Annotated in this window: 23 protein-coding genes and 1 pseudogene; 14 read left to right on the top strand and 10 right to left on the bottom strand. The window is 48.2% G+C overall.

Annotated features, from left to right (window positions below; translation table 11 throughout):
- The first annotated feature begins 5 nt into the window (after positions 1-5).
- A complete protein-coding gene (locus J6600_RS05385) occupies positions 6-1202 on the top strand; it encodes an MFS transporter (protein WP_014417364.1) in 1197 nt (398 codons plus the stop codon).
- Positions 1203-1369: 167 nt separating this feature from the next.
- The gene (locus tag J6600_RS05380) at positions 1370-2527 is read left to right on the top strand and encodes an AbrB family transcriptional regulator (protein WP_022553582.1); all 1158 of its coding nucleotides are present in this window, start codon (positions 1370-1372) and stop codon (positions 2525-2527) included.
- Between the two features lie 36 nt (positions 2528-2563).
- On the opposite strand, the gene J6600_RS05375 is transcribed toward J6600_RS05380, so the two are convergent.
- From J6600_RS05375 to J6600_RS05360, 4 genes are all read right to left on the bottom strand, one after another.
- Positions 2564-3085 carry a MarR family transcriptional regulator gene (locus J6600_RS05375; RefSeq protein WP_012117244.1) on the bottom strand — a complete coding sequence of 174 codons (522 nt, stop codon included), beginning with the start codon at positions 3083-3085 and terminating at the stop codon, positions 2564-2566.
- A gap of 88 nt (positions 3086-3173) precedes the next feature.
- Positions 3174-4652: a monooxygenase gene (locus tag J6600_RS05370; RefSeq protein WP_209388074.1), complete on the bottom strand. Its 1479-nt coding sequence runs from the start codon at positions 4650-4652 to the stop codon at positions 3174-3176.
- A 145-nt stretch (positions 4653-4797) separates the two neighbouring features.
- Complete coding sequence (lepB, locus tag J6600_RS05365) at positions 4798-5313, bottom strand: signal peptidase I (protein ID WP_003155158.1); 516 nt, start codon at positions 5311-5313, stop codon at positions 4798-4800.
- Complete coding sequence (locus J6600_RS05360) at positions 5310-5936, bottom strand: TVP38/TMEM64 family protein (RefSeq protein WP_209388073.1); 627 nt, start codon at positions 5934-5936, stop codon at positions 5310-5312. Before J6600_RS05360 ends, lepB begins: the two co-directional genes overlap by 4 nt.
- A 153-nt stretch (positions 5937-6089) precedes the next feature.
- On the opposite strand from J6600_RS05360, the gene J6600_RS05355 reads away from it, so the two are divergent.
- From J6600_RS05355 to J6600_RS05340, 4 genes are all read left to right on the top strand, one after another.
- Entirely contained in the window at positions 6090-6449 is a 360-nt protein-coding gene (locus tag J6600_RS05355; protein WP_061862047.1) for a YhjD family protein, read from the top strand.
- Positions 6450-6569: 120 nt separating this feature from the next.
- Positions 6570-6770, top strand: coding sequence for a DUF3311 domain-containing protein (locus tag J6600_RS05350; RefSeq protein ID WP_007409181.1), 201 nt, complete (start codon positions 6570-6572; stop codon positions 6768-6770).
- On the top strand, positions 6767-8236 hold the full coding sequence (locus J6600_RS05345; RefSeq protein WP_103527011.1) for a sodium:solute symporter family protein: 1470 nt from the start codon (positions 6767-6769) through the stop codon (positions 8234-8236). Before J6600_RS05350 ends, J6600_RS05345 begins: the two co-directional genes overlap by 4 nt.
- A 41-nt stretch (positions 8237-8277) precedes the next feature.
- On the top strand, positions 8278-8595 hold the full coding sequence (locus J6600_RS05340) for a YbjQ family protein (RefSeq protein WP_209388072.1): 318 nt from the start codon (positions 8278-8280) through the stop codon (positions 8593-8595).
- Positions 8596-8626: 31 nt separating this feature from the next.
- Here J6600_RS05340 and J6600_RS05335 read toward each other — a convergent pair whose 3' ends face one another.
- Positions 8627-8896: an excalibur calcium-binding domain-containing protein gene (locus tag J6600_RS05335; protein ID WP_003155168.1), complete on the bottom strand. Its 270-nt coding sequence runs from the start codon at positions 8894-8896 to the stop codon at positions 8627-8629.
- Positions 8897-9091: 195 nt separating this feature from the next.
- Here J6600_RS05335 and J6600_RS05330 point away from each other — a divergent pair, with 195 nt between their 5' ends.
- Complete coding sequence (locus J6600_RS05330) at positions 9092-9802, top strand: YrpD family protein (RefSeq protein WP_029973179.1); 711 nt, start codon at positions 9092-9094, stop codon at positions 9800-9802.
- Positions 9803-10030: 228 nt separating this feature from the next.
- On the opposite strand, the gene J6600_RS05325 is transcribed toward J6600_RS05330, so the two are convergent.
- The 4 genes from J6600_RS05325 to J6600_RS05310 form a co-directional block, all read right to left on the bottom strand.
- Positions 10031-10540: a MepB family protein gene (locus J6600_RS05325; RefSeq protein WP_095273033.1), complete on the bottom strand. Its 510-nt coding sequence runs from the start codon at positions 10538-10540 to the stop codon at positions 10031-10033.
- Between the two features lie 122 nt (positions 10541-10662).
- Complete coding sequence (locus tag J6600_RS05320) at positions 10663-11034, bottom strand: iron chaperone (RefSeq protein WP_209388071.1); 372 nt, start codon at positions 11032-11034, stop codon at positions 10663-10665.
- 26 nt (positions 11035-11060) lie between these two features.
- Entirely contained in the window at positions 11061-11429 is a 369-nt protein-coding gene (locus J6600_RS05315; RefSeq protein WP_012117235.1) for an iron chaperone, read from the bottom strand.
- 145 nt (positions 11430-11574) lie between these two features.
- Positions 11575-12153 carry a competence protein ComK gene (locus J6600_RS05310; RefSeq protein WP_003155179.1) on the bottom strand — a complete coding sequence of 193 codons (579 nt, stop codon included), beginning with the start codon at positions 12151-12153 and terminating at the stop codon, positions 11575-11577.
- A 315-nt stretch (positions 12154-12468) separates the two neighbouring features.
- On the opposite strand from J6600_RS05310, the gene J6600_RS05305 reads away from it, so the two are divergent.
- Positions 12469-12702, top strand: a complete 234-nt coding sequence (locus tag J6600_RS05305; protein WP_007610478.1) for an IDEAL domain-containing protein — start codon at positions 12469-12471, stop codon at positions 12700-12702.
- A 30-nt stretch (positions 12703-12732) separates the two neighbouring features.
- Here J6600_RS05305 and J6600_RS05300 read toward each other — a convergent pair whose 3' ends face one another.
- Positions 12733-13590, bottom strand: coding sequence for an SDR family oxidoreductase (locus J6600_RS05300; RefSeq protein WP_007610477.1), 858 nt, complete (start codon positions 13588-13590; stop codon positions 12733-12735).
- 124 nt (positions 13591-13714) lie between these two features.
- Between J6600_RS05300 and J6600_RS05295 the strand changes: the two genes are divergently transcribed.
- From J6600_RS05295 to J6600_RS05275, 6 genes and pseudogenes are all read left to right on the top strand, one after another.
- The gene (locus J6600_RS05295) at positions 13715-15238 is read left to right on the top strand and encodes an FAD-dependent oxidoreductase (RefSeq protein WP_209388070.1); all 1524 of its coding nucleotides are present in this window, start codon (positions 13715-13717) and stop codon (positions 15236-15238) included.
- Positions 15235-15894: pseudogene (locus J6600_RS19800) on the top strand (protoglobin domain-containing protein); the annotation flags it as partial. The gene J6600_RS05295 and the pseudogene J6600_RS19800, both read left to right, overlap by 4 nt.
- 243 nt (positions 15895-16137) lie before the next feature.
- Positions 16138-16653: a methyl-accepting chemotaxis protein gene (locus J6600_RS19795; protein WP_369719112.1), complete on the top strand. Its 516-nt coding sequence runs from the start codon at positions 16138-16140 to the stop codon at positions 16651-16653.
- A 130-nt stretch (positions 16654-16783) separates the two neighbouring features.
- Complete coding sequence (locus J6600_RS05285; RefSeq protein WP_014304743.1) at positions 16784-17341, top strand: biotin transporter BioY; 558 nt, start codon at positions 16784-16786, stop codon at positions 17339-17341.
- A gap of 11 nt (positions 17342-17352) precedes the next feature.
- Entirely contained in the window at positions 17353-18789 is a 1437-nt protein-coding gene (locus J6600_RS05280) for an acyl-CoA synthetase (RefSeq protein WP_095273042.1), read from the top strand.
- The gene (locus J6600_RS05275; RefSeq protein ID WP_209388069.1) at positions 18777-19868 is read left to right on the top strand and encodes an acetyl-CoA C-acyltransferase; all 1092 of its coding nucleotides are present in this window, start codon (positions 18777-18779) and stop codon (positions 19866-19868) included. Before J6600_RS05280 ends, J6600_RS05275 begins: the two co-directional genes overlap by 13 nt.
- The last annotated feature ends 38 nt before the right edge of the window (positions 19869-19906 follow it).

Below are 19906 nucleotides of genomic sequence, written 5' to 3'. Positions count from 1 at the left end.
ACAACATGCAAAAACCGATCAGAGAACAAAAAGCTGTACTCATCATCTTATTAAGCAACATATTTATTGCTTTTTTAGGCATCGGATTGATCATTCCCGTTATGCCGCTGTTTATGAATGTGATGCACTTGACGGGCAGCACAATGGGATACCTTGTCGCTGCCTTCGCCGTCGCGCAATTAATTGCATCCCCCATTGCGGGGAGATGGGTTGACCGCTTCGGCAGAAAAATCATGATTCTCGCCGGACTGTTTTTGTTCGCACTATCCGAACTGACCTTCGGATTGGGCACACATGTCTCCATTTTATATTTCGCAAGGGTGCTGGGGGGCATCAGTGCCGCTTTTATCATGCCCGCTGTTACAGCGTATGTCGCAGATATTACGACGGTGCAGGAAAGATCGAAGGCGATGGGCTATGTATCTGCCGCCATCAGCACAGGGTTTATCATCGGGCCCGGCATAGGAGGATTTATTGCCGATCACGGCGTTCGAATGCCGTTTTTCTTTGCGGCGGGAATTGCATTTATCGCAGTGATTTCCTCTGTCTTTATGCTGAAAGAGCCGTTAACTAAAGAAGAACGCGCAAAGCAGATGGAAAGCGTCAAAGAATCAACCTTCTTAAAAGATTTGAAAAAGTCGATTCATCCAAGCTACTTGATCGCCTTCATCATCGTCTTTGTTTTGGCATTCGGACTGTCGGCGTACGAAACGGTATTCAGCTTATTTACAAACCATAAATTCGGCTTCACGCCAAAGGATATCGCCATTATTATTACGTTCAGCTCCATTGTGGCGGTCCTCATTCAAGTGCTCGCATTCGGCAGACTTGTCAACTTCCTCGGGGAGAAAAAAGTCATTCAGCTTTGTCTGATCATCGGCGCTGTGCTGGCTTTCGTTTCTACGGTGATGTCAGGATTTTTGCCCGTGCTCGCTGTCACCTGCATCATTTTCCTTGCGTTTGATTTACTGCGCCCGGCACTGACTACTTATTTATCGAAAATCGCAGGAAATCAGCAGGGGTTTGTTGCCGGTATGAACTCAACATACACGAGTTTGGGCACCATTTTCGGCCCGGCTCTGGGCGGTATTTTATTTGATATGAATATTCACTTCCCGTTTCTGTTCGCAGGTGTGGTTTTATTTCTCGGTCTGGGATTGACCTTTGTGTGGAAAGGAAAAGCGGGCGAGGTTTCGGAGTAGGGTGCACTCACCCATCTCCGGAGCTTTTTTTATGTTTGTGATAAGAAAAATGAATGGATTATGAGAAATAATTCATTATTTATTTATCTCAAAATCTATACTATAGTAATAGTAAGGTTAACGAGCTTAACAATTTAATATGAATGTTTCAGGAAGAAGGGTTTTCATTGAAGAAAGACAAACATCTCCTTACGGATATCTGGTTTATTCTCATCAGTGCGGCAGGGGGGTTTCTTCTTTCGCTTACAGGGATGTCGATCGCCTGGATGCTCGGAACGCTGGCAGCCGGCTGCATCCTCTCCATGACGAGGCCCCGCTGGCTGTTCATGGCGCCTGACAGAAGAGGGATTCACCGCAGATGGCTTGCGGCGGGACAAATGATCCTCGGCATCGAACTCGGCCAGAAACTGAACCTGTCCGTTCTGTCGGTTTTACGGGAGCATTGGCTTCCGGTAGGGTTCATGCTGATTTTCTCTATCGTGATGGCGCTTGTTTCCGGATATGTGCTCTTTCGGTTCAGCCGGACGGACATGATGACAAGCTTTGTAGGCACGGCGCCGGGCGGTTTATCCGCCATGCCCGGTATCGCCCAGGAAGTCGGCGCAAACACCGCGATTGTAAGCCTTATTCAGCTGACGCGCGTCCTTTTGGTCGTCATGACAATACCGTTTCTCGTCATTTTCTTATTTACCAAACAAAACGGTACGGCTCAGACATCAGCCGGAGCCGTTTCGGCAGGAGCTTCACATCCGGGCCTTATTCCCGTCTTGTTAACGGCCGGATTTATTTTGGCTGCCTGGCTTGCAAGCAAAGGCGCAAAACGGCTGAAATTTCCCGCCCCTTGGCTGCTCGGCAGCATGATCGGCGTTGCTGCTGCGGAAATCGGCGTGTCCGCCTTGGCAGGCAAAGACATGCTGGCCTGGTGGCCGCCGGAAGCGAACCAGCTGTCACAAATTTTTCTCGGCGCCACAATCGGATCAAAAATGTACAAAAGCATGTTCACCGGCGTGACGAGAGTGCTGACCGTCGGATTTATTTCTTCGGTCGGATTAATCGCCGCCATGATTCTGAGCGCGGTTGCGGTTTCTAAATTAACGGGCATCTCCATGATTACATCTGTTCTCGCCTTTTCTCCCGGCGGGATCGCCGAGATGGCGGCGACTTCGATCACCCTGCACGAAGACTCGACTTTCGTCGTCGCGGTTCAGGTCATCCGGATCGTTCTCGTCATCGCCATGCTTCCGCCCTTCTATCGGCTGCTGCACCACCTTTCTCAGCTGAAACGGGCACACGGCGAAAGAGGCCGGGCAGAAAGAGGAACATGATCCGAATAAAAAAACACGCATCCATATGCGTGTTTTTTATTTGAACAGCTCTCCGCCGCCATTTACAGACCGCCAGTTTGCTGAAAGATCACGGAACAGCCGTTCAGCAAATAACAGTTCTTCATCTGTATAGCGGTCTAAAAACGCCAAGAGCCGCTTTTTTATCAATTCATGATATTCATGATGAAGGGAATGCAGCTCTTTCCCGGCAGGAGTCAGCCGGAAATAGACTTCTTTTTTATTGTCGCTCAGCCGGGTTCTGCGCAGAAAGCCGGCTTCCAAAAACTTCGCGCAGCTTCTCGACACGGTCGGCTTTGTCGTCTTCATTTTTTCCGCTATTGACGTGACATTGATCGGTTCATGATCTCCGATACACGACAAAATGTGAATTTCCGTCAAGGTCAGCTGTAATTTTTTCCCGTTTTCTTCACGGAGTTCGTCCATCCGTCCGGCCAACGACGCCCTGATGTCCTCCTGACACCTCTCCTGCTCGTGAAAAATATCTGTCAGCCCTTCAAGAATCATGTGTTTTGCATGGTCTGGCTGTCTTCTGTCCAACTGCTGAGTCACCCTTCCGTATTGATTGTTTCTTTTACTATAACGTTTTGTTACACAAGAAACAATCACATAGGCGCATAAAAGGGTATCAGATGAATCCCCATCTCTCCAAACCGGCCAGAACGGCTTCTTCCGCTTCACGTCCCGAGCCGCCGGCTGCCCATGCCGCGTGGCCGTCCGGCCGGATTAAAACGGTGTGGACGTCATCCCAATCGGCACGTGTTTCAGCAAGCTCCGCCCTGACAGCTGCCACGCTGTCCGTATCAATACCGGCGGGAATGCTCCCTCTTAATGACAGAAGCACAAAGGCGCCCTTATGAAGAAAATCATACAGCCGGGCCGGCCGCCCGTCATGAAGGGTCAATTCGATATCCGGCAGGCGTTTTCCGTTCAGGGTATGCGGCGGCAGCTCCGCATCCGGTTCATAATGCAGATCAAGCGCGGATACTTTTCCCGCCAATAAACGGTTGGACTCCTGAAAATCCAGCAAAGCGGTCATCGTTTCTCTTAATGCCATACCCGACTCGGTAAAATCCATGAGCTTTATCTGGGTTTTTATATTGTGCAACACTTCTTTTCCTGTGCTGTGCCTTTCCTGATGATAGCTGTCCAGAAGATGAGGCGCCGCTTTTCCCTTCATTTGCGCCGCCAGCTTCCAGCCGAGGTTGAAGGCATCCTGAAGCCCCGTATTCAGGCCTTGGCCGCCTGCGGGAAAATGAATGTGCGCCGCATCCCCGGCCACAAAAATCCGGCCGGATCGGTACTGCTCAGCCTGACGCTCGGCATTGCCGAACCGCGACATCCATACCGGATCACTCAATCCGAAATCAGTGCCGCATATCCGCCGCAGGTCTTCTTTCAGCTCATTTTCGGTGACCGGCTCTTCCTTCCGCTTTTGCGGAGCGTGCGGAGAAACAATGAGGACGCGGAAAAGTCCGTCCGTAAGAGGGACAATCACAACCGATCCCTCCAGGCGGCACGTTGACAAAAAGGAAGATTCGGGCGGATGTTTCAAAGCGGCATCACAGAGGGTTCCTGTTAAGTCGGCATCAGTGCCCGAAAAAGCGATGCCCGCCTGTTTCCTGACAATGCTCCCCGCTCCGTCTGTACCCGCGGCATAAAAGCTGTGAAGAGTGCGGATACCGCTTTTGTCCCGGAACACCGTCTCCACTCCGTCATCCGTCTGGGTGACAGCCACCGCTTCCGCCCCGCGGATGATGTCTGCGCCGAGACTTGATGCATACTCCTCCAAAATCCGCTCCGTTTCTGCCTGAGGCAGCATTAACGAATAATTCTGCTTCGTATCCAGCCGAGAAAAATCCAGCCGTGTATCCAGCATGGAAAAATGGCCGGAAGACACCTTCGTCCCTTTTTCCAAAAAGCGTTCCAATATGCCTCTCATGGCAAAAAGCTCAAGTGTGCGCGGATGCATGATAAGCGCTTTGGAATATGGCACCGTCTTCTTCAATCGTTCAATGACAGTCGTTTTCACTCCGGCCAGCGCCAGTTCTGATGCAAGCATAAGCCCGACCGGACCTCCCCCGATAATGGCAGTCTGTGTTTTCATCTCATCAGTCCTCTTTCATATTTTTTGTTACACACGTAACAATATCACCAAAAATAAAACGCCTCTTTTTTGTTTCGTGCGTAACAATTTTCATTATAGTCTTTCCTCTGCTTTTTGACAATCATTTCCGAAAAAAAGACGCCGTTCACTTGGCGTCTGATTCACTGATGACTCCGACAATGTCTTTATCCTTAATCGGACCGAAATGACGGCTGTCGAGGCTGTATATGCGGTTGTCGCCAATAACAAAGTATTGTCCCTTCGGTATGCTTTTGCGCCCGGTCGTTTCCTTCAGCGTATAATCACCGGTCACATGGCTCCCGGCGGACAATGATGACTTTAACGGTTTTAAAAACGGTTCCGCCACCCGTTTTCCATTCACATACAACTGATCCTCCCTGTATGCGATTGACTCGCCGGGGAGCCCGATAACTCGTTTGATCAGCACTTTGCGGTGCGGGCCTTTAAACAGGACAATATCGAAACGGCGGATCGTTTTGTAACGATGGGAAAACTTGTTGACCATCAGCTCATTTCCTTGTTTAAAGGTCGGATTCATGCTGATTCCTTCGACTTTATAATCAATAAAAATGGCATTCTTTAATTGTATGGCCAAAACAACGATAAGCACGCCGGCTATAAACCAAAATCGTTTTTTCAAGATTCCTGTCTCCCTCCGTCTTTCTCATGCTGACTGATTCTCGTCTGTAAACGCCGTTCGATATGCTTTCCGGCATACCACAGCACCGCGATCACCGTTATGGCGCCCGCCATCCTGAAAGGCTGTGTCATGAGTGCGTGAAGATCATACCCGATAAAGCTGATCATAAAGATCATGACCATTTTCCCCATAGCGGCTGCTGATATAAACTGCAGCGCCCCCACCCGTGACAGACCGGCAACGATATGAACCGCAGCGGACGGCGTAAAGGGGAAGCAAAGTAAAATAAACAGCGGACCGAAACCGTGCCGCTCAACCCAGAGCATCATCCGCCTTATGGTCTGATGCCTGCGGATGATACCGAAAGCTCTTTTCTGTCCGAAACGGCGGACGGCATAAAACATTAGTATCGATCCTGCCGCAGACCCGAGCCACGACAGAAAAAAACCTTCCCACAAACCAAATGCATTCGTATTCGCCACCACAAACACAACGAGCGGCAAAAACGGAAGAAACGCTTCAATAAAAGGCAGTGCAGCCGCAGCCGCCGGGCCGAAAGCTCTATAGCTTTGGAACCATTCCGTCAGCTGTTCCTCAGTCAAATATGATAAAAAATGCTCCAACGTTTATACTCCTTAACGAGTTTGTCTATCCTTATTCTACACATTATCTCCAAAAAACGAAAATGTTTACGAGATTTTCCGACTTGAAATATCGTGTAAGCGAGTATAAAATAAGAACAAACGTTCTCTTTTTTTAAGAAAGAAGGAGTATTTATGCCTGACATCCGGAGCGGCACCCGCGATCTCATCGAAAAAGGGCTGTTTCTGCCCATGGCGGCTGCCATCCTGAACCGGGACCTCGAAGCGCTTGATTCGTGCCCGTTCAAATTAAAACAACCCTATAAACAGCTTATCGGCTGCTCTTTAAAATTAGCACAAAAGGATTTGAGTGATGTTCGAAAAGAGTTAAGAAAGCGTAAAATTAAAATATACGAAGCGGAAAGAGACGAAGCATTTACGCTTTATATATGCACCATTAACGGCTATGAAGAAAAACACCGTTATTTCAACCCGAGAATACGGGAACAGGTAACCGCCTTATTGGAATATTACCTGTCTATTGCGACCATTTAAAAAGCAGCCGGGACTGCTTTTCCTTTTCAGCTGATAAATTTCAGACTATTCACACTATACATTCGACATGATTTTCTTTATAATCGGGACACGCTGTTTTCAATGAAAAGGAGGAATGTTATGAAACTGATTCATGTTCTCGCCGCCCTGCCCTTTTTCGGAATTCTCGCCGGCATTCCATTTGCCAACCGGGTGACGCCTTATGTTTTCGGAATGCCTTTCATTCTTGCGTATGTCGTCATCTGGGCGGTGCTGACTTCCGTTCTGATGGCCGCCGTTTACAAATTGGACAAAGAAAACAAGGCGGGTGAGGCGGAATGAACGCAGCATTTCCCGTAATGGCCGCCGTGCTCCTGTTTTGTGTATATCTCGGAATCCGGGCCCGAAAAGGAAAAAATATGGACCTTGAACAATGGACGGTGGGCGGACGCGGCTTCGGCACGATGTTTGTCTTTTTATTAATGGCGGGAGAAATATACACGACCTTTACATTCCTCGGCGGAAGCGGATGGGCTTACGGAAAAGGAGGCCCCGCCTTTTATATTATCGCGTACGGCTGCCTTGCCTACATTTTGTCATATTGGCTTCTGCCAGCCGTGTGGACTTACGCAAAACAACACAAACTGATGTCGCAATCAGATTTTTTTATTTCAAAATACAACAGCCCGCTCCTCGGCATTCTCGTATCGCTCGTCGGCATCGCATCCCTCATCCCCTATCTCGTCCTGCAGCTGAAAGGGCTCGGATTAATTGTTTCAGCAACGTCATACGGACAGATTCCGCCCTCAGCCGCTGTCTGGATCGGCGCTGTCTCCATCACGATTTATGTGATGATATCAGGAATCCACGGTTCGGCGTGGATATCAGTCGTTAAAGATATCATGATTTTAGGCATCGTCCTGTATTTAGGCATTTATTTGCCCATTCATTACTATGGCGGGTTTACAGAGATGTTCAAACAAATTGACGCCGCAAAACCCGGTTTTCTCACGCTGCCGGAAACCGGACAGAGCGTTTCCTGGTTCAGCTCAACGGTTTTGCTGACCGCTCTCGGCTTTTATATGTGGCCCCATACATTTGCCGCTTCCTATTCGGCGGAGCATCCGCGGGTGTTTCGGAAAAACGCAATCATCATGCCTCTTTATCAGCTCGTCCTGCTGTTTGTCATCTTTACCGGATTTGCGGCGATTCTGCAGGTGCCCGGTTTAAAAGGGGCGGACACGGATCTCGCCTTATTAAAGCTGTCTGTGAAAACCTTTGATCCCTGGTTTGTCGGACTGATCGGATCGGCGGGCATTCTGACGGCGCTTGTACCCGGTTCAATGATATTAATGGCCTCAAGCACGCTGTTCGCCAAAAATGTGTACAAAGCCATTCTGCCCGGCACGACTGACGAAAAAGTCTCACGGCTCGCAAAATACGCCGTACCCGTCATCGCGCTGATATCCGTATATTTTACGCTGAAAGGCGGAAATACCATCGTCACCTTGCTTTTAATGGGCTACAGCCTTGTCACCCAGCTTTTCCCCGCCCTCTTATTCAGCCTGCCGAAGCGGCGTTTCATCACAAGCCACGGCGCTTTTGCCGGCATAACGGCCGGGGTCGGAACGGTGGCCTTCATTACGCTGACCGAATCAACCATCGGAACCCTCTTTCCGTTTCTTCCGCAGATCGTTAAGGATATGAATACAGGCATCATCGCACTGGTTCTGAACATTGCCGTCATGTTTGCAGTCAGCGCCGCAGTCAGAAAAAAACAAATCAGCGCAGCCGAAAAGGCGGCTTAAATGGTAAGATAGCGGTAAGATACACGAAAGGGGAAAAACGCATGATCATGACAACGACCGAAACCGTCGCCGGAAAACAGATTACGGAAGTGAAAGGCTTGGTGACAAGCAGTATCGTCCAGTCCAGACACATCGGCAAAGACTTGCTTGCAGGCTTAAAATCTGTCGTCGGCGGCGAATTGAAAAGCTGTACTGAAATGCTGGAAGACTCCAAAAAAGCGGTGAAAGAGCGGCTGATCAGAGAGGCGGAGCAGCTCGGAGCGAACACCATCGTCGGCCTGCGGTTCGAACTGACCGCAGGACAGAACACATCCGAATTAATCGGATACGGAACCGCCGTCACCGCCGAATCCATTTAAAAAACAAGCCTCTTTAAAGAGGCTTGTTTTTTTATTTCTCACATGCGATATAGTCTTTATCTCGGTCAAGTCTTTTATTTGCATTGTAAAGCGCTTTTGATACATACGGCTTGTACTTTGTTCTGCCGCCCTTGTTTTTCACTTTCGACGATTTGGCCACACCGCCCTTATACACCTTATTCAGCGCCTTGCAGTTTTGATACGTTTTTACCTTTGTTTTCGCTTCTGCCGTCTGCCCCGCTCCGTATGAACAACCGAACACCAGACCGAAAGACAAAAGCACAGCTGCCGTCTTTTTCATTTCTATCCTATCCCCTTTCCTGAATCATGCTGTATTGCTGAACATATCATAGTTCAAATAATCTCCATTTACAAGATAAATAGGAAAATAGTTTTAATTTACGTCCGCCCGTATATCTTTTATGGAATTTTTCCCAAAACCTTTTATAATATGAATTGATAGCGCTATCTGACTATGATGATAGGAGGAGAAATGATGATGAAAAAAGGGCTTCTTGCGGGTGTGCTCACTACAGCCGTTCTATTCGGCGCATGTACGGCGGATATCCCGGGGGTGATCAGTCCCAATACGGCGGAAGCAGCGTCCCAGCTCAGCAAAGGAATCGGCGGAAGGGCCTACCTGAACAGCACGGGCTCAGTTCTCGTCACGAAAATTCAGCTTCCAAGCTCGATTCAGGTGTCAAATGGGACAGCCTATATTTACTCAGGATTTACCGGAGGCACAGAGGCTGATATCGGGCTTCAGTACAGTGACACCTATCATGTATGGAAACCGATCATGAAAGTCGGTTCAAAGGGGCAAGGCCAGGTCCGGTATCTGGAAGGAGAAAGCCAATTCACCTATACGAAAGGCTTCCGGCCCGGCAGCACCGTACAGCTGACCATTTACAAAAATCTGAACGGCAATACCCGCGCCACATATTGGGGCACGAATAATGACGGATACACCGGCCGCATCATCTCAGAACTCGCCCAAACAAATGTAGGCTCTGTCTCAAAATGGAAAGCGCTCGCCACCGTCGCGGTCACATCAGAGGATCAGCGCCCTTACATCAAATCAAACTTCTCAACAGCCTTTACGAACATCACGATCGACAATAAAGCAGTCACCCCTGTGATTGATACACAGGATTTTGCCAAATTGACAGTGTCAGGCAGCAGCGTCAGCATGTCTGTCGTCAAATAAAGAATGTTGAACGCACGATTTCTGACATCGTGCGTTTCGTGTGGGTCTGCCGGATACGCAAATCCCTTATTTTTCGGATTACGTTTAATAAACAAACTCTGTTACATTCAAAATGTCGATTTCTATATAACAATTAGAGGAACCTCATTTGTTGAGGTTCCCCGTTATTCTCCAACTCACGCACCGGTTAACTTCACATACTGTCAGCCGGCTCAGGGCTGTCCAATTTTAGTTAGAATATAGCTTTAACAGGTCTTGTGCTGGAAAACGATCTGCATCGTTCGCCTCAACAAAATATGCCAACTGCCATTTTTGTGTTTCGATAGCTTGTTTGCTGGTGGGATTTTCCCATTTAGGGTAAACTCTAATTGCCATTTTTCCTTTTGCAGCGGCTGTTTTAAGGATATTTTGCTTTACAAGAACTTCTTTTGGAAAAACAAATTGTCCAAAATGATTATTACCGGCAAAAGTATTGATAACCAATAAATCAGCAGCTTTTTCATATGAAAAGGCTTGGTTTTTACCATCTCCATCTTTTTCCCAAAAAGCAACAAACTGTCCTATCTTGTTAGGCGTTATTTTTGCGACTCTGAATCGAACTGATTTTGAATGCAGTTGAAACATACCGGCCCCATACTCTGAATTTTGAGCTTCTTCTTGAATACCATGTATCGTTAAGTGATTTGGTTCATAAAAAATTTTATTTACATGTGTTAACGCCTTATAAAATTCATTCACTGCTTCGTACTCCTTATTTTTTATAGTACGTCATCCATTGCTTCTTGATTAAAATGGGCTGATCATGTGTTTCCAATAAAAAAACAGCCCTCCTCAGGGTTGTTTTTTTAACATTTCTTTCATTATTTCCGCCAAAATGCTGAGCAGTCCGCCTTATCCTGAATATTGAATTGAATCATGCGTTCAAGCAGCTCATAATGCACTGGTTCAGCCCATTGAATTCTGAACAAACGGGAAGTAGCGCTGTAGCCGGCACGGGCAATGTCGTCGGCAAAATGCGCAATTCCAGCTTCTTCGGGGGAAACACTTACATGATGCTTTGCTGCCGCAAAGCCGATAATAAAGGTGCCGTGATCCGTAAACATCGGCGTGTTCCACTTGATCTGCGCTTCTAAGTTCGGAAATCGGCCAGCCGTCCACGACAGGATTTCCTCCATTCGCAGACGATGATCAGGGCTGTCGATACTTGATAAATAGTCTTTGAAAACGTCCATGTCTTCCTCCTTCAACATCACGTCCGCTAGCGCCAAAACCCCGGATTTTCAGCTTTTTCCTTGATGTTAAATTCGATGATCTTCTTAAGCAGATCATAGTGCACCGGATCAGTCCATCGAATTCTGAACAGGCGCGAAGAAGCGCTGTACCCGGCCTGGGCGATGTCATCGGCAAAATGCTCCATCGTCTCTTTTTCAGGTAAAATGCTCAAATGATTTTTTGCCGCGGCAAACATAATGATATAGGTGCCGTGATCGGTAAATGTCGGTTTGTTCCACTTGATCTGCGCTTCTAAGTTCGGAAATTGGCCAGCCGTCCACGACAAAATTTCCTCTGCCTTGAGACGGTGATCCGGGTTATCGATTCCTGATACATATTTTGCGAACACATCCATGCCCATCTCTCCTAAAATGAAATATCCTTACTCTTTACATCATCATAGCCAACAGACGGACACGATACAACTCTATTCCGGCATGTAAATCGAAAAAAGCCCTCCCCAAAAGGAGAGGACCCGTCCCTTCACATCATAGCTTTCTCTAATATCTCTCCCCCAGCTCCCGCAAAATAAAGTCGTAGATCATTCTTGTCCGCTCTTCTTTCGGATACAGCATGAATTCCTGCCGCTTCGGGATATGACTGCCCATCCTGTCCTGAAAAGTGGTTCTGAGATAGGCGGTTCTGTAAACCTGATTTTCAAAAGAATGATAGGATACTTCCAGTTCCATCGTTTTGCCGTTTGAGAACGTGACCGCTGTGTCATCAAATGCCGTCGGTTGAAAATCTTTAACGTGCACATGCGATATCCAGCCGCATTGAGGCCTTGCAGAAGAAAGTGTAGGGAATAAAAAGATGTGATTTGAAGGGTCCACCATAATCGGCGGCTTGTGAGAAATTTTAATCGCTTCATATGTTCCCGCTTTTCTCCCGGCATAGCTGGAGCCAAAGTAGCGGCAGCTTCTGTCGATGATGTGAATCGGCTTCATGCTGACATACAGAATGCAGTCTTTTTCAATGACCTTCGACCCCATTTTACCGTCTATTTCCTCAGGCAAAACAGCGATGGTTGAACGATTTACTTCGTAGCTTTCTAAGGGTGCGTGTGTTTTCTGGCACATGATGTGCATCCTCCAATCCTTTTCTTGAAAATTTATACTAATAATCTATCATCTGTCATTGGAAAACGACAGGTTTTTTTCGAATATAGCTAAAAATCACCTTTTAAAGATGTAATTTAGTCTTAAATTACTATTTAAATATTATTTTTCTTTTTCGTTTCACCTCATTTATACAATGATCATTTACGTTTTTTCGTCAATTTGCAGGATATGTCGATATATTTCCAAGTATTAGTTGTCTAAAGATTATAAAAATTAATTGATTTTTCCGGCCGTTATCCATATACTATAAAAAAGGCATTGGGGGGATTCTTTATGAAAGAGAAAAAGTCGTACACTGAGCTCATGAAGTCCCGCAACACGCAAAAAGCAAACGAATTCGATGTGACAATGGCCGATATTTACATTCAAATGGTGCTTGATGAATCCTTGTATAAACGCCGGATCGCCATGCTGACAATGCAGATTAATAAGGCGCTTGATGATAAAAATAAAGAAGCGTTCCTCACGCTTTCAAAAGAATATGCCGCACTCAAACAGAGTGAATAAGCCAATCCATATGGATTGGCTTTTTTTACATTATCCGTTTACGATGGTGCCGCCGTTCACATGAATCGTCTGGCCCGTGACATATGAAGAATCATCGCTTGCTAGGTACAAATAGCTCGGCGCCACTTCAACAGGCTCTCCCGGGCGCTGCATAGGCACGTCTGATCCGAAGACTTCCACTTCCTTCGCCGAGAAGCTCGCCGGGATCAGCGGCGTCCAAATCGGCCCCGGCGCCACTGCGTTTACCCTGATGCCCTGAGTGACAAGAGATTGGGAAAGAGATCTTGTAAACGTGACGATCGCCCCTTTTGTCGCTGAATAGTCAATCAATGTTTTGTGGCCTTTATAGGCGGTAATGGAGGCCGTATTAATAATTGAACTTCCTTTTTTCAGGTGAGGGAGCGCGGCTTTCGTTAAGTAAAACATTGAAAAAATATTCGTCTGAAACGTTCTGATGAGCTGGTGGCTCGTGATTTTCTCAATCCCCGGCTGCACGTGCTGCTCCCCCGCGTTGTTGACCAGGATGTCAATGGAAGGAAAGGCTTGGCCCGCCTGGCGGATGACATCGTTGCAGAAGGCTTCGTCTCCGACATCCCCTGCGATCAGCAGACACTTCGCCCCCTCTTTTTCTACATATTGCTTCGTCTCTTCGGCATCCTGATGCTCATCAAAGTAAACGATGACCACATTAGCGCCTTCCTTCGCGAATAAAACGGATACGGCGCGGCCGATCCCGCTGTCTCCGCCCGTAATGATCGCCGTTTTCCCTTCAAGTTTTTTCGCCGCTTTCGGTTTGTCAAAAACGGGGCGCGGGTCCATTACATATTCAAAGCCCGGCTGCCGGTTTTGATGCTGCGGCGGCAAGGTTTTCTTCTTCTGATTAGCCATTTTGATCACTCCTTTACATTAATTACTATATTATGAGTAATTTGAGCAACTTATACGAATTTCATGTATGAACAGAGTCTTATTGGAAAAATTAAGAATATACAACAGAGGAGGTAAATCTGAATTGACTACTTTTTCAAACGAGGAACCGGCTTCCTATTGGAAAGCAACAGCTGACATTCCTTCCTTTCCCACCCTCACTGAAGATACGGAATGTGACGTTGCGGTTATCGGCGGAGGAATTACGGGCCTGACAACGGCATACGAACTGACGAAAAGAGGTTTCCGTGTCGCTGTCATTGAAGCAGACCGGATTTTAAACGGGACGACCGCGGGCACGACCGCAAAAATCACCGCCCAGCATGATTTCATCTATGCCGATCTTATTCAGCAGATCGGACAGACCAGCGCAAGGCTGTATTTCGAAGCCCATCTCCGCGCCATGGAAGACATGAAGCAGATCATCAAGGACCTTTCGATTGACTGCAGACTGATTGAACAAGACGCATATCTTTACACCAATACAGAATCAGGCGCCAAAAAAATCCGCAGTGAGCAGGAAGCTTATACCAAGCTCGGTATTGAACACGAACTTGTGAAAGAACTTCCCGTCCCCGTTGATTGCAGGCTCGGCCTCGCCATGAAGAATCAGGCGCAATTCCATCCGCTTTTATATGGCGCGGCGCTCGTCAAAGAGATCGTTAAAAACGGGGCGCGGATTTTTGAACAGACGGCTGCGATCGACATAAAAAAAGAACCGCAGCCGGAAGTGGTCACGAAAAACAGACACGGCATCAAGTGCAGCTACATTGTCTGCTCTTCCCACTTTCCTTTTTATGACGGAGGCGGGCTTTACGCCGCCAGAATGTATGCCAGCAGATCCTACGTACTCGCGGTAAAACCGAAACAAGCGTATCCGGACGGGATGTATCTCAGCATAGACAAGCCGTCCAGATCACTGCGATACACCGATTTGAACGGTGAAAAACTGGTTCTTGTCGGCGGCGAAAGCCACAAAACAGGCCAAGGAAAAGAAATGTCCGAACATTACGAAGCACTGAAACAATTTGCGGAAGACACAATCGGAGTTGAAAGCATCCCATATCATTGGTCTGCACAAGACCTTGTCACCATTGACAAAATTCCGTTCATCGGTCCCATCTCGGGCGATGAAGAACATATTTTGGCGGCGACCGGTTTTAAAAAATGGGGTATGACAAGCTCAGCGCTCGCCGCGAAGCTTTTGGCTGATCATATTCAAAACAAAAAGAACCCGTTTTCCGGCCTGTTTATTCCGTCACGCTTCCACGCAGATCCGGGACTGAAAAAACTGATTTCTTATAATGCCGACGTGGCCAAACACCTTATCTCGGGCAAACTTGAGAGGCCGGACGCTTCACCTGAGACTCTTCGGCCCGGGGAGGGAAAAATCGTAACGGTAAACGGCAAACGGGCCGGCGCCTATAAAGATGAAAAAGGCTGTCTGCATCTTGTCGATACGACATGCACCCATTTGGGCTGTGAGGTCGAATGGAATGACGGCGAACGGACGTGGGACTGTCCTTGTCACGGGTCCCGGTTCACACCTGACGGCGGGGTTGCCGAAGGTCCCGCCATCAAGCCGCTGAAGCGCCTCAGCCAAGATTGACTAAACCATTCTGTACGAATGGTTTTATTTTTTTCCGCATTAAAATATTTTTATCAGATTCCTTCATTCAAGTTCCTTCCATACCGATAAAAAGAAAAAGAGAATATCTGGGGGAACTTATATTGTTATTTAAAAAAGACCGCAAAAAAGAAACAGCTTATTTTTCAGAAGCCGATGGAAAAAAACGCATCGCGCTTTCAAATCAATATGCAGATGTCCAAAAACAGCTGAAAATGGTCAGGCTCGGAAACGAAGAACTTCATGTGCTTGAAGAGCTGCAGCCGTTAATTAAAGAACATATCTCAACAATCGTCGATTCCTTTTACCGAAACCTGGATCACGAAAAGTCATTAATGACGATCATTAACGACCACAGCACGGTGGAGCGCCTGAAAAAAACATTACGGCGTCATATCCATGAGATGTTCGCCGGCACGATTGATGATGAATTCATCGAAAAAAGACAGCGCATCGCTTCCATCCACTTGCGGATCGGCCTTGAACCGAAATGGTATATGGGAGCGTTTCAGGATCTGCTTCTGTCGATGATGAACATATATGAAGCAGCAATTCCGGATTTGCATGAGCTTTTAAAAGCGATCAAAGCGACGACGAAAATATTGAATCTTGAACAGCAGCTCGTCCTTGAAGCATTCCAGAGCGAATATAACTGCCAGCGTGACGAACAAGAGGAAAAGAAAGCCCGTCTTCATCAAAAAATCCAGGAAACATCCGGATCACTCGCTGATTTGTTTTCAGAAACGAGCAGAGCCGTGCAGGAGCTGGTCGATAAATCCGAGGGCATTTCCGAGGCGTCAAAAGCCGGCACCGTCACTTCCGTACATGTCGAAGAAAAATCAATCGGCGGGAAAAAAGAGCTTGAAAGCCAGCAGAAGCAGATGAATAAAATCGACGCCAGCCTTCTGCAGATTGAAGAAGAAATGGACAAGCTGAATGACATCGCCCAGCAGATCGAAAAAATCTTCGGCATCGTGACGGGGATCGCCGAGCAAACGAATCTCCTGTCACTCAACGCTTCAATAGAATCCGCGAGAGCCGGGGAGCACGGCAAAGGGTTCGCCGTTGTGGCGACGGAGGTAAGAAAGCTTTCAGAGGATACGAAAAAAACCGTTTCCACCGTATCAGAGCTCGTGAACAATACCAATACACAAATCAACATCGTGTCCAAACATATTAAAGATGTCAACGGACTTGTAAGTGAAACGAAAGAAAAAATGACGCAGATCAACCGTCTGTTTGATGACATTGTCCAAAGCATGAAAACGAGCAAAGACCAGACAGGCAAAATCGACGTTGATTTGCAGGCCTTTCTCGGCGGCCTTCAAGAAGTCAGCCGCGCCGTTTCCCACGTTGCATCATCCGTTGATTCACTTGTTATCCTTACAGAAGAATAAAGATAAACCGACCGGCCTTTTTCATAAAGGGCCGGTCTTTTTAATGTTAACTTAAAATATAATAGAGTTGACATATATAAAGACTCGCTTTATTGTATAAACATATTTTGATAAGCTGGAGGAATACATAATGAAATTGACAGAAATGATGCATATTGCCGTGTTTACCGCTATTATGGGACTTTTGGGGCTGCTCCCGCCGCTTTTCTTATCTTTTACGCCGGTTCCGATTACGCTCCAGACGATCGGTGTGCTCTTATCGGGAAGCATCCTAAAACCGAAAGCGGCGTTTTTAAGCCAATTGCTTTTTTTGCTGATTGTGGCATGCGGAGCGCCTCTCCTTTCAGGCGGCAGAGGCGGGTTCGGGGTTTTTTTCGGGCCGAGCGCCGGATATCTCATCGCATATCCGCTGGCGGCATTACTTCTGAGCCTCAGCATCCAAGGCCTTCGCTCAGCTGCTGTCCCCCATTTGTTTATCAGACAGTTCTTGTTCGGCGTGCTGTTTTTGTATGTCATCGGCATTCCCGTTCAGGCTTTTATAATGCACATTGATATCTTGACTGCCGTAAAGCTCAGCCTCATCTATGTGCCCGGAGATCTGCTTAAAGCGGCCGCAGCCTCATTCGCAGCCGTAAGAATCAGAAAAACTCTTCAAGCAAGCCGGCTTTTGCCGACGAAAGGAAGCTGATTTTAGTCATCATGATTACATCATCATATTCAGATACAGCCGGACAAGCGCCGGAACAGATCGCAATTCAGACAGAAACAGAACAGATCAACTATCAAACTTGGAACAGGCTGGTAAACCAAACCGCAAACTGGCTTGGCAGCCTTTCAGATAAGCCCGAAAACATTGCAATATTACTGCCGAACGGCATCCCATTTTTACAACTTTTCGCAGGGGCGGCGCATGCCGGCTGCACGGCGGTTCCGTTAGATCCCCGCTCGGCAGCGGCGGAACTCGCGGATCAGCTGCACATCAGCAAAACCGACCTCGTCATCTGTGACCGCCGGCTGAGCGGCAGACTGGACGGCGTCAAAACGCCTGTCATCCTGTGGGATGAATGCAGGCCTTTGATCGAGGCGGAAAAAACGGAAGGCGCTTTTATCGAAAACACCGGCCTGCCCTTTTATACCGGATTCACCTCGGGATCGACCGGTAAGCCGAAAGCCTTCACCCGCTCTCACCGTTCGTGGCTGGAGAGCTTTTCTTGTACGAAACGTGAATTCGGCATTTCCCCTGATGACAAAGTGCTGGTACCGGGCACGCTTCGCTCGTCACATTTTTTATACGGCGCCGTCAGCACTTTGTTTATCGGCGGAACCGTCATCCTTCAAAGAAAATTCAATCCGGCCGGAATGAAAGACCGGCTCAGACAAGCTGACGTTCTATATACCGTGCCGACAATGACGGACGCCCTGCTCTCACTAGAGGCGTTTCCGGATACACCGCTCAAGGTGATTTCTTCCGGTGCAGACTGGCCCGCTTCGTCAAAACAAGCGCTGTCAGAGCGCTATCCCCATTTGCGGTTGTACGATTTTTACGGAACGTCCGAGCTGAGTTTCGTGGCGTTCTTATCGCCTGAAGACAGCGCCCGAAAGCCTGACGCGGCGGGCCGCCCGTTTGAAAATGTTACAATCGAAATCCGCCGGTCCGGCGGAGAACGCTGCATGCCGGGCGAAACGGGGAAGATTTTTGTGAACAGCCCTATGAAATTTTCCGGATACATCAACGGCGCAAAATCTGATGATTCCGGCTGGATGACGGTTGATGACATGGGATATATCGATCGTGAAGGCTATCTTTATATCGAAGGACGTGAAAACGGGATGATCGTATCAGGCGGCCTGAATGTATTCCCTGAAGAGATAGAACGTGTGCTCAACCGCTGTCCGGGCGTCAGAAAAGCGGCAGTCATCGGCATTCCTGATGATTATTGGGGCAGCATCGCCGTTGCGGTGATCGACGGACATGCAAATGTAAAGGAACTGAAGAAACAGTGCCGCGAGCAGCTGGCGGCATATAAAATCCCGAAAAAATGGCTGTTTTCAGAAATACCGGAAACAGCCGGCGGAAAGATCGCCCGTGCCGCCGTACAAAAGCAGGCAAAGGACATGATGGAATGGAAGCTGTAATTACGGATGCGAAACGGACGATTTTCGCCCGGGAAAACGGCCTGTTAAAAGACTGTCTCCCAGAAGATTTGGCAGCTCCGCTGATTCGCCATTTGAGCCGGAACATGCCCGAAGACATTGATGAAGTCCTGATCGGAAACGCGACGGGCCGCGGCGGGAATCTCGCCCGGCTGTCAGCCTTGGCCGCCGGACTTCCTTTGAGCGTGTCCGGTACGACCATCGACAGACAGTGCGGCTCCGGACTGGACGCCGTGAGGGTCGCGTGCCACTTTGTTAAAGCCGGCGCGGGGAGCATGTACATCGCGGGAGGAGCGGAGAGCAGCAGCCGTTCCCCTTTCTCATCCCGGGCGCGCTTTTCTCCTGAACACATCGGCGATCCTGATATGGGCATAGCAGCCGAGTATACGGCACAGGCTTACGGCGTAACGAGAAAGATGCAGGACGAATATGCACTTCTCAGCTATGAACGGAGCGTCAAAGCGCACGAAGACGGCTTGTACCGCCGGGAAATTCTTCCCTGTCACGGATTCGCCGCTGACGAAAACATGCTGAAAAAGCGGAACATGGAGCCTCTCATCTCCCGTGCCAAACCCGTCTTTCAGTCCGGAGGCTCTGTCACCGCCGCCAACAGCTGCGGAATTTCTGACGGGGCGGCGGCAGTTTGTGTGATGGAAGAACAAAAAGCGCGGTCTCTCGGTTTAAAGCCGGGATTGCGTTTTATCAGAAGCGCGGTAAGCGGCGTCCATCCGCATTATCCGTCAGCAGCCCCGGTTTATGCCGTCAAAAAGCTTTTGAAGGAACGGAACCTGTCACCGGATGATATTGATATATACGAAATCAACGAGGCGTTTGCCGTCAAAATATGCGTTTTTTCACAGCAGCTTCAAGTGCCGTATTCTAAAATAAATGTCCGGGGCGGCGCTCTGGCCGTCGGGCATCCGTACGGGGCTTCCGGGGCGGCGCTTGTCACCCGTCTTTTTTATGAAGCAAAAAGACGCCCGGATGCCCGCTACGCAGCAGCAGCGATCGGCAGCGGAGGCGGAGTCGGACTGGCGCTTCTCTTTGAAGTGTTAACGTAACGGCAGTATAATAGATGATATCGATAAAAAATGATCGG

Origin of the sequence: Bacillus sp. LJBV19 (assembly GCF_017797845.1) — a bacterium.
GTDB lineage: Bacteria > Bacillota > Bacilli > Bacillales > Bacillaceae > Bacillus > Bacillus velezensis.
Note: the sequence above shows the minus strand (reverse complement) of the source record. Positions and strands in the feature narration are given on the sequence as shown.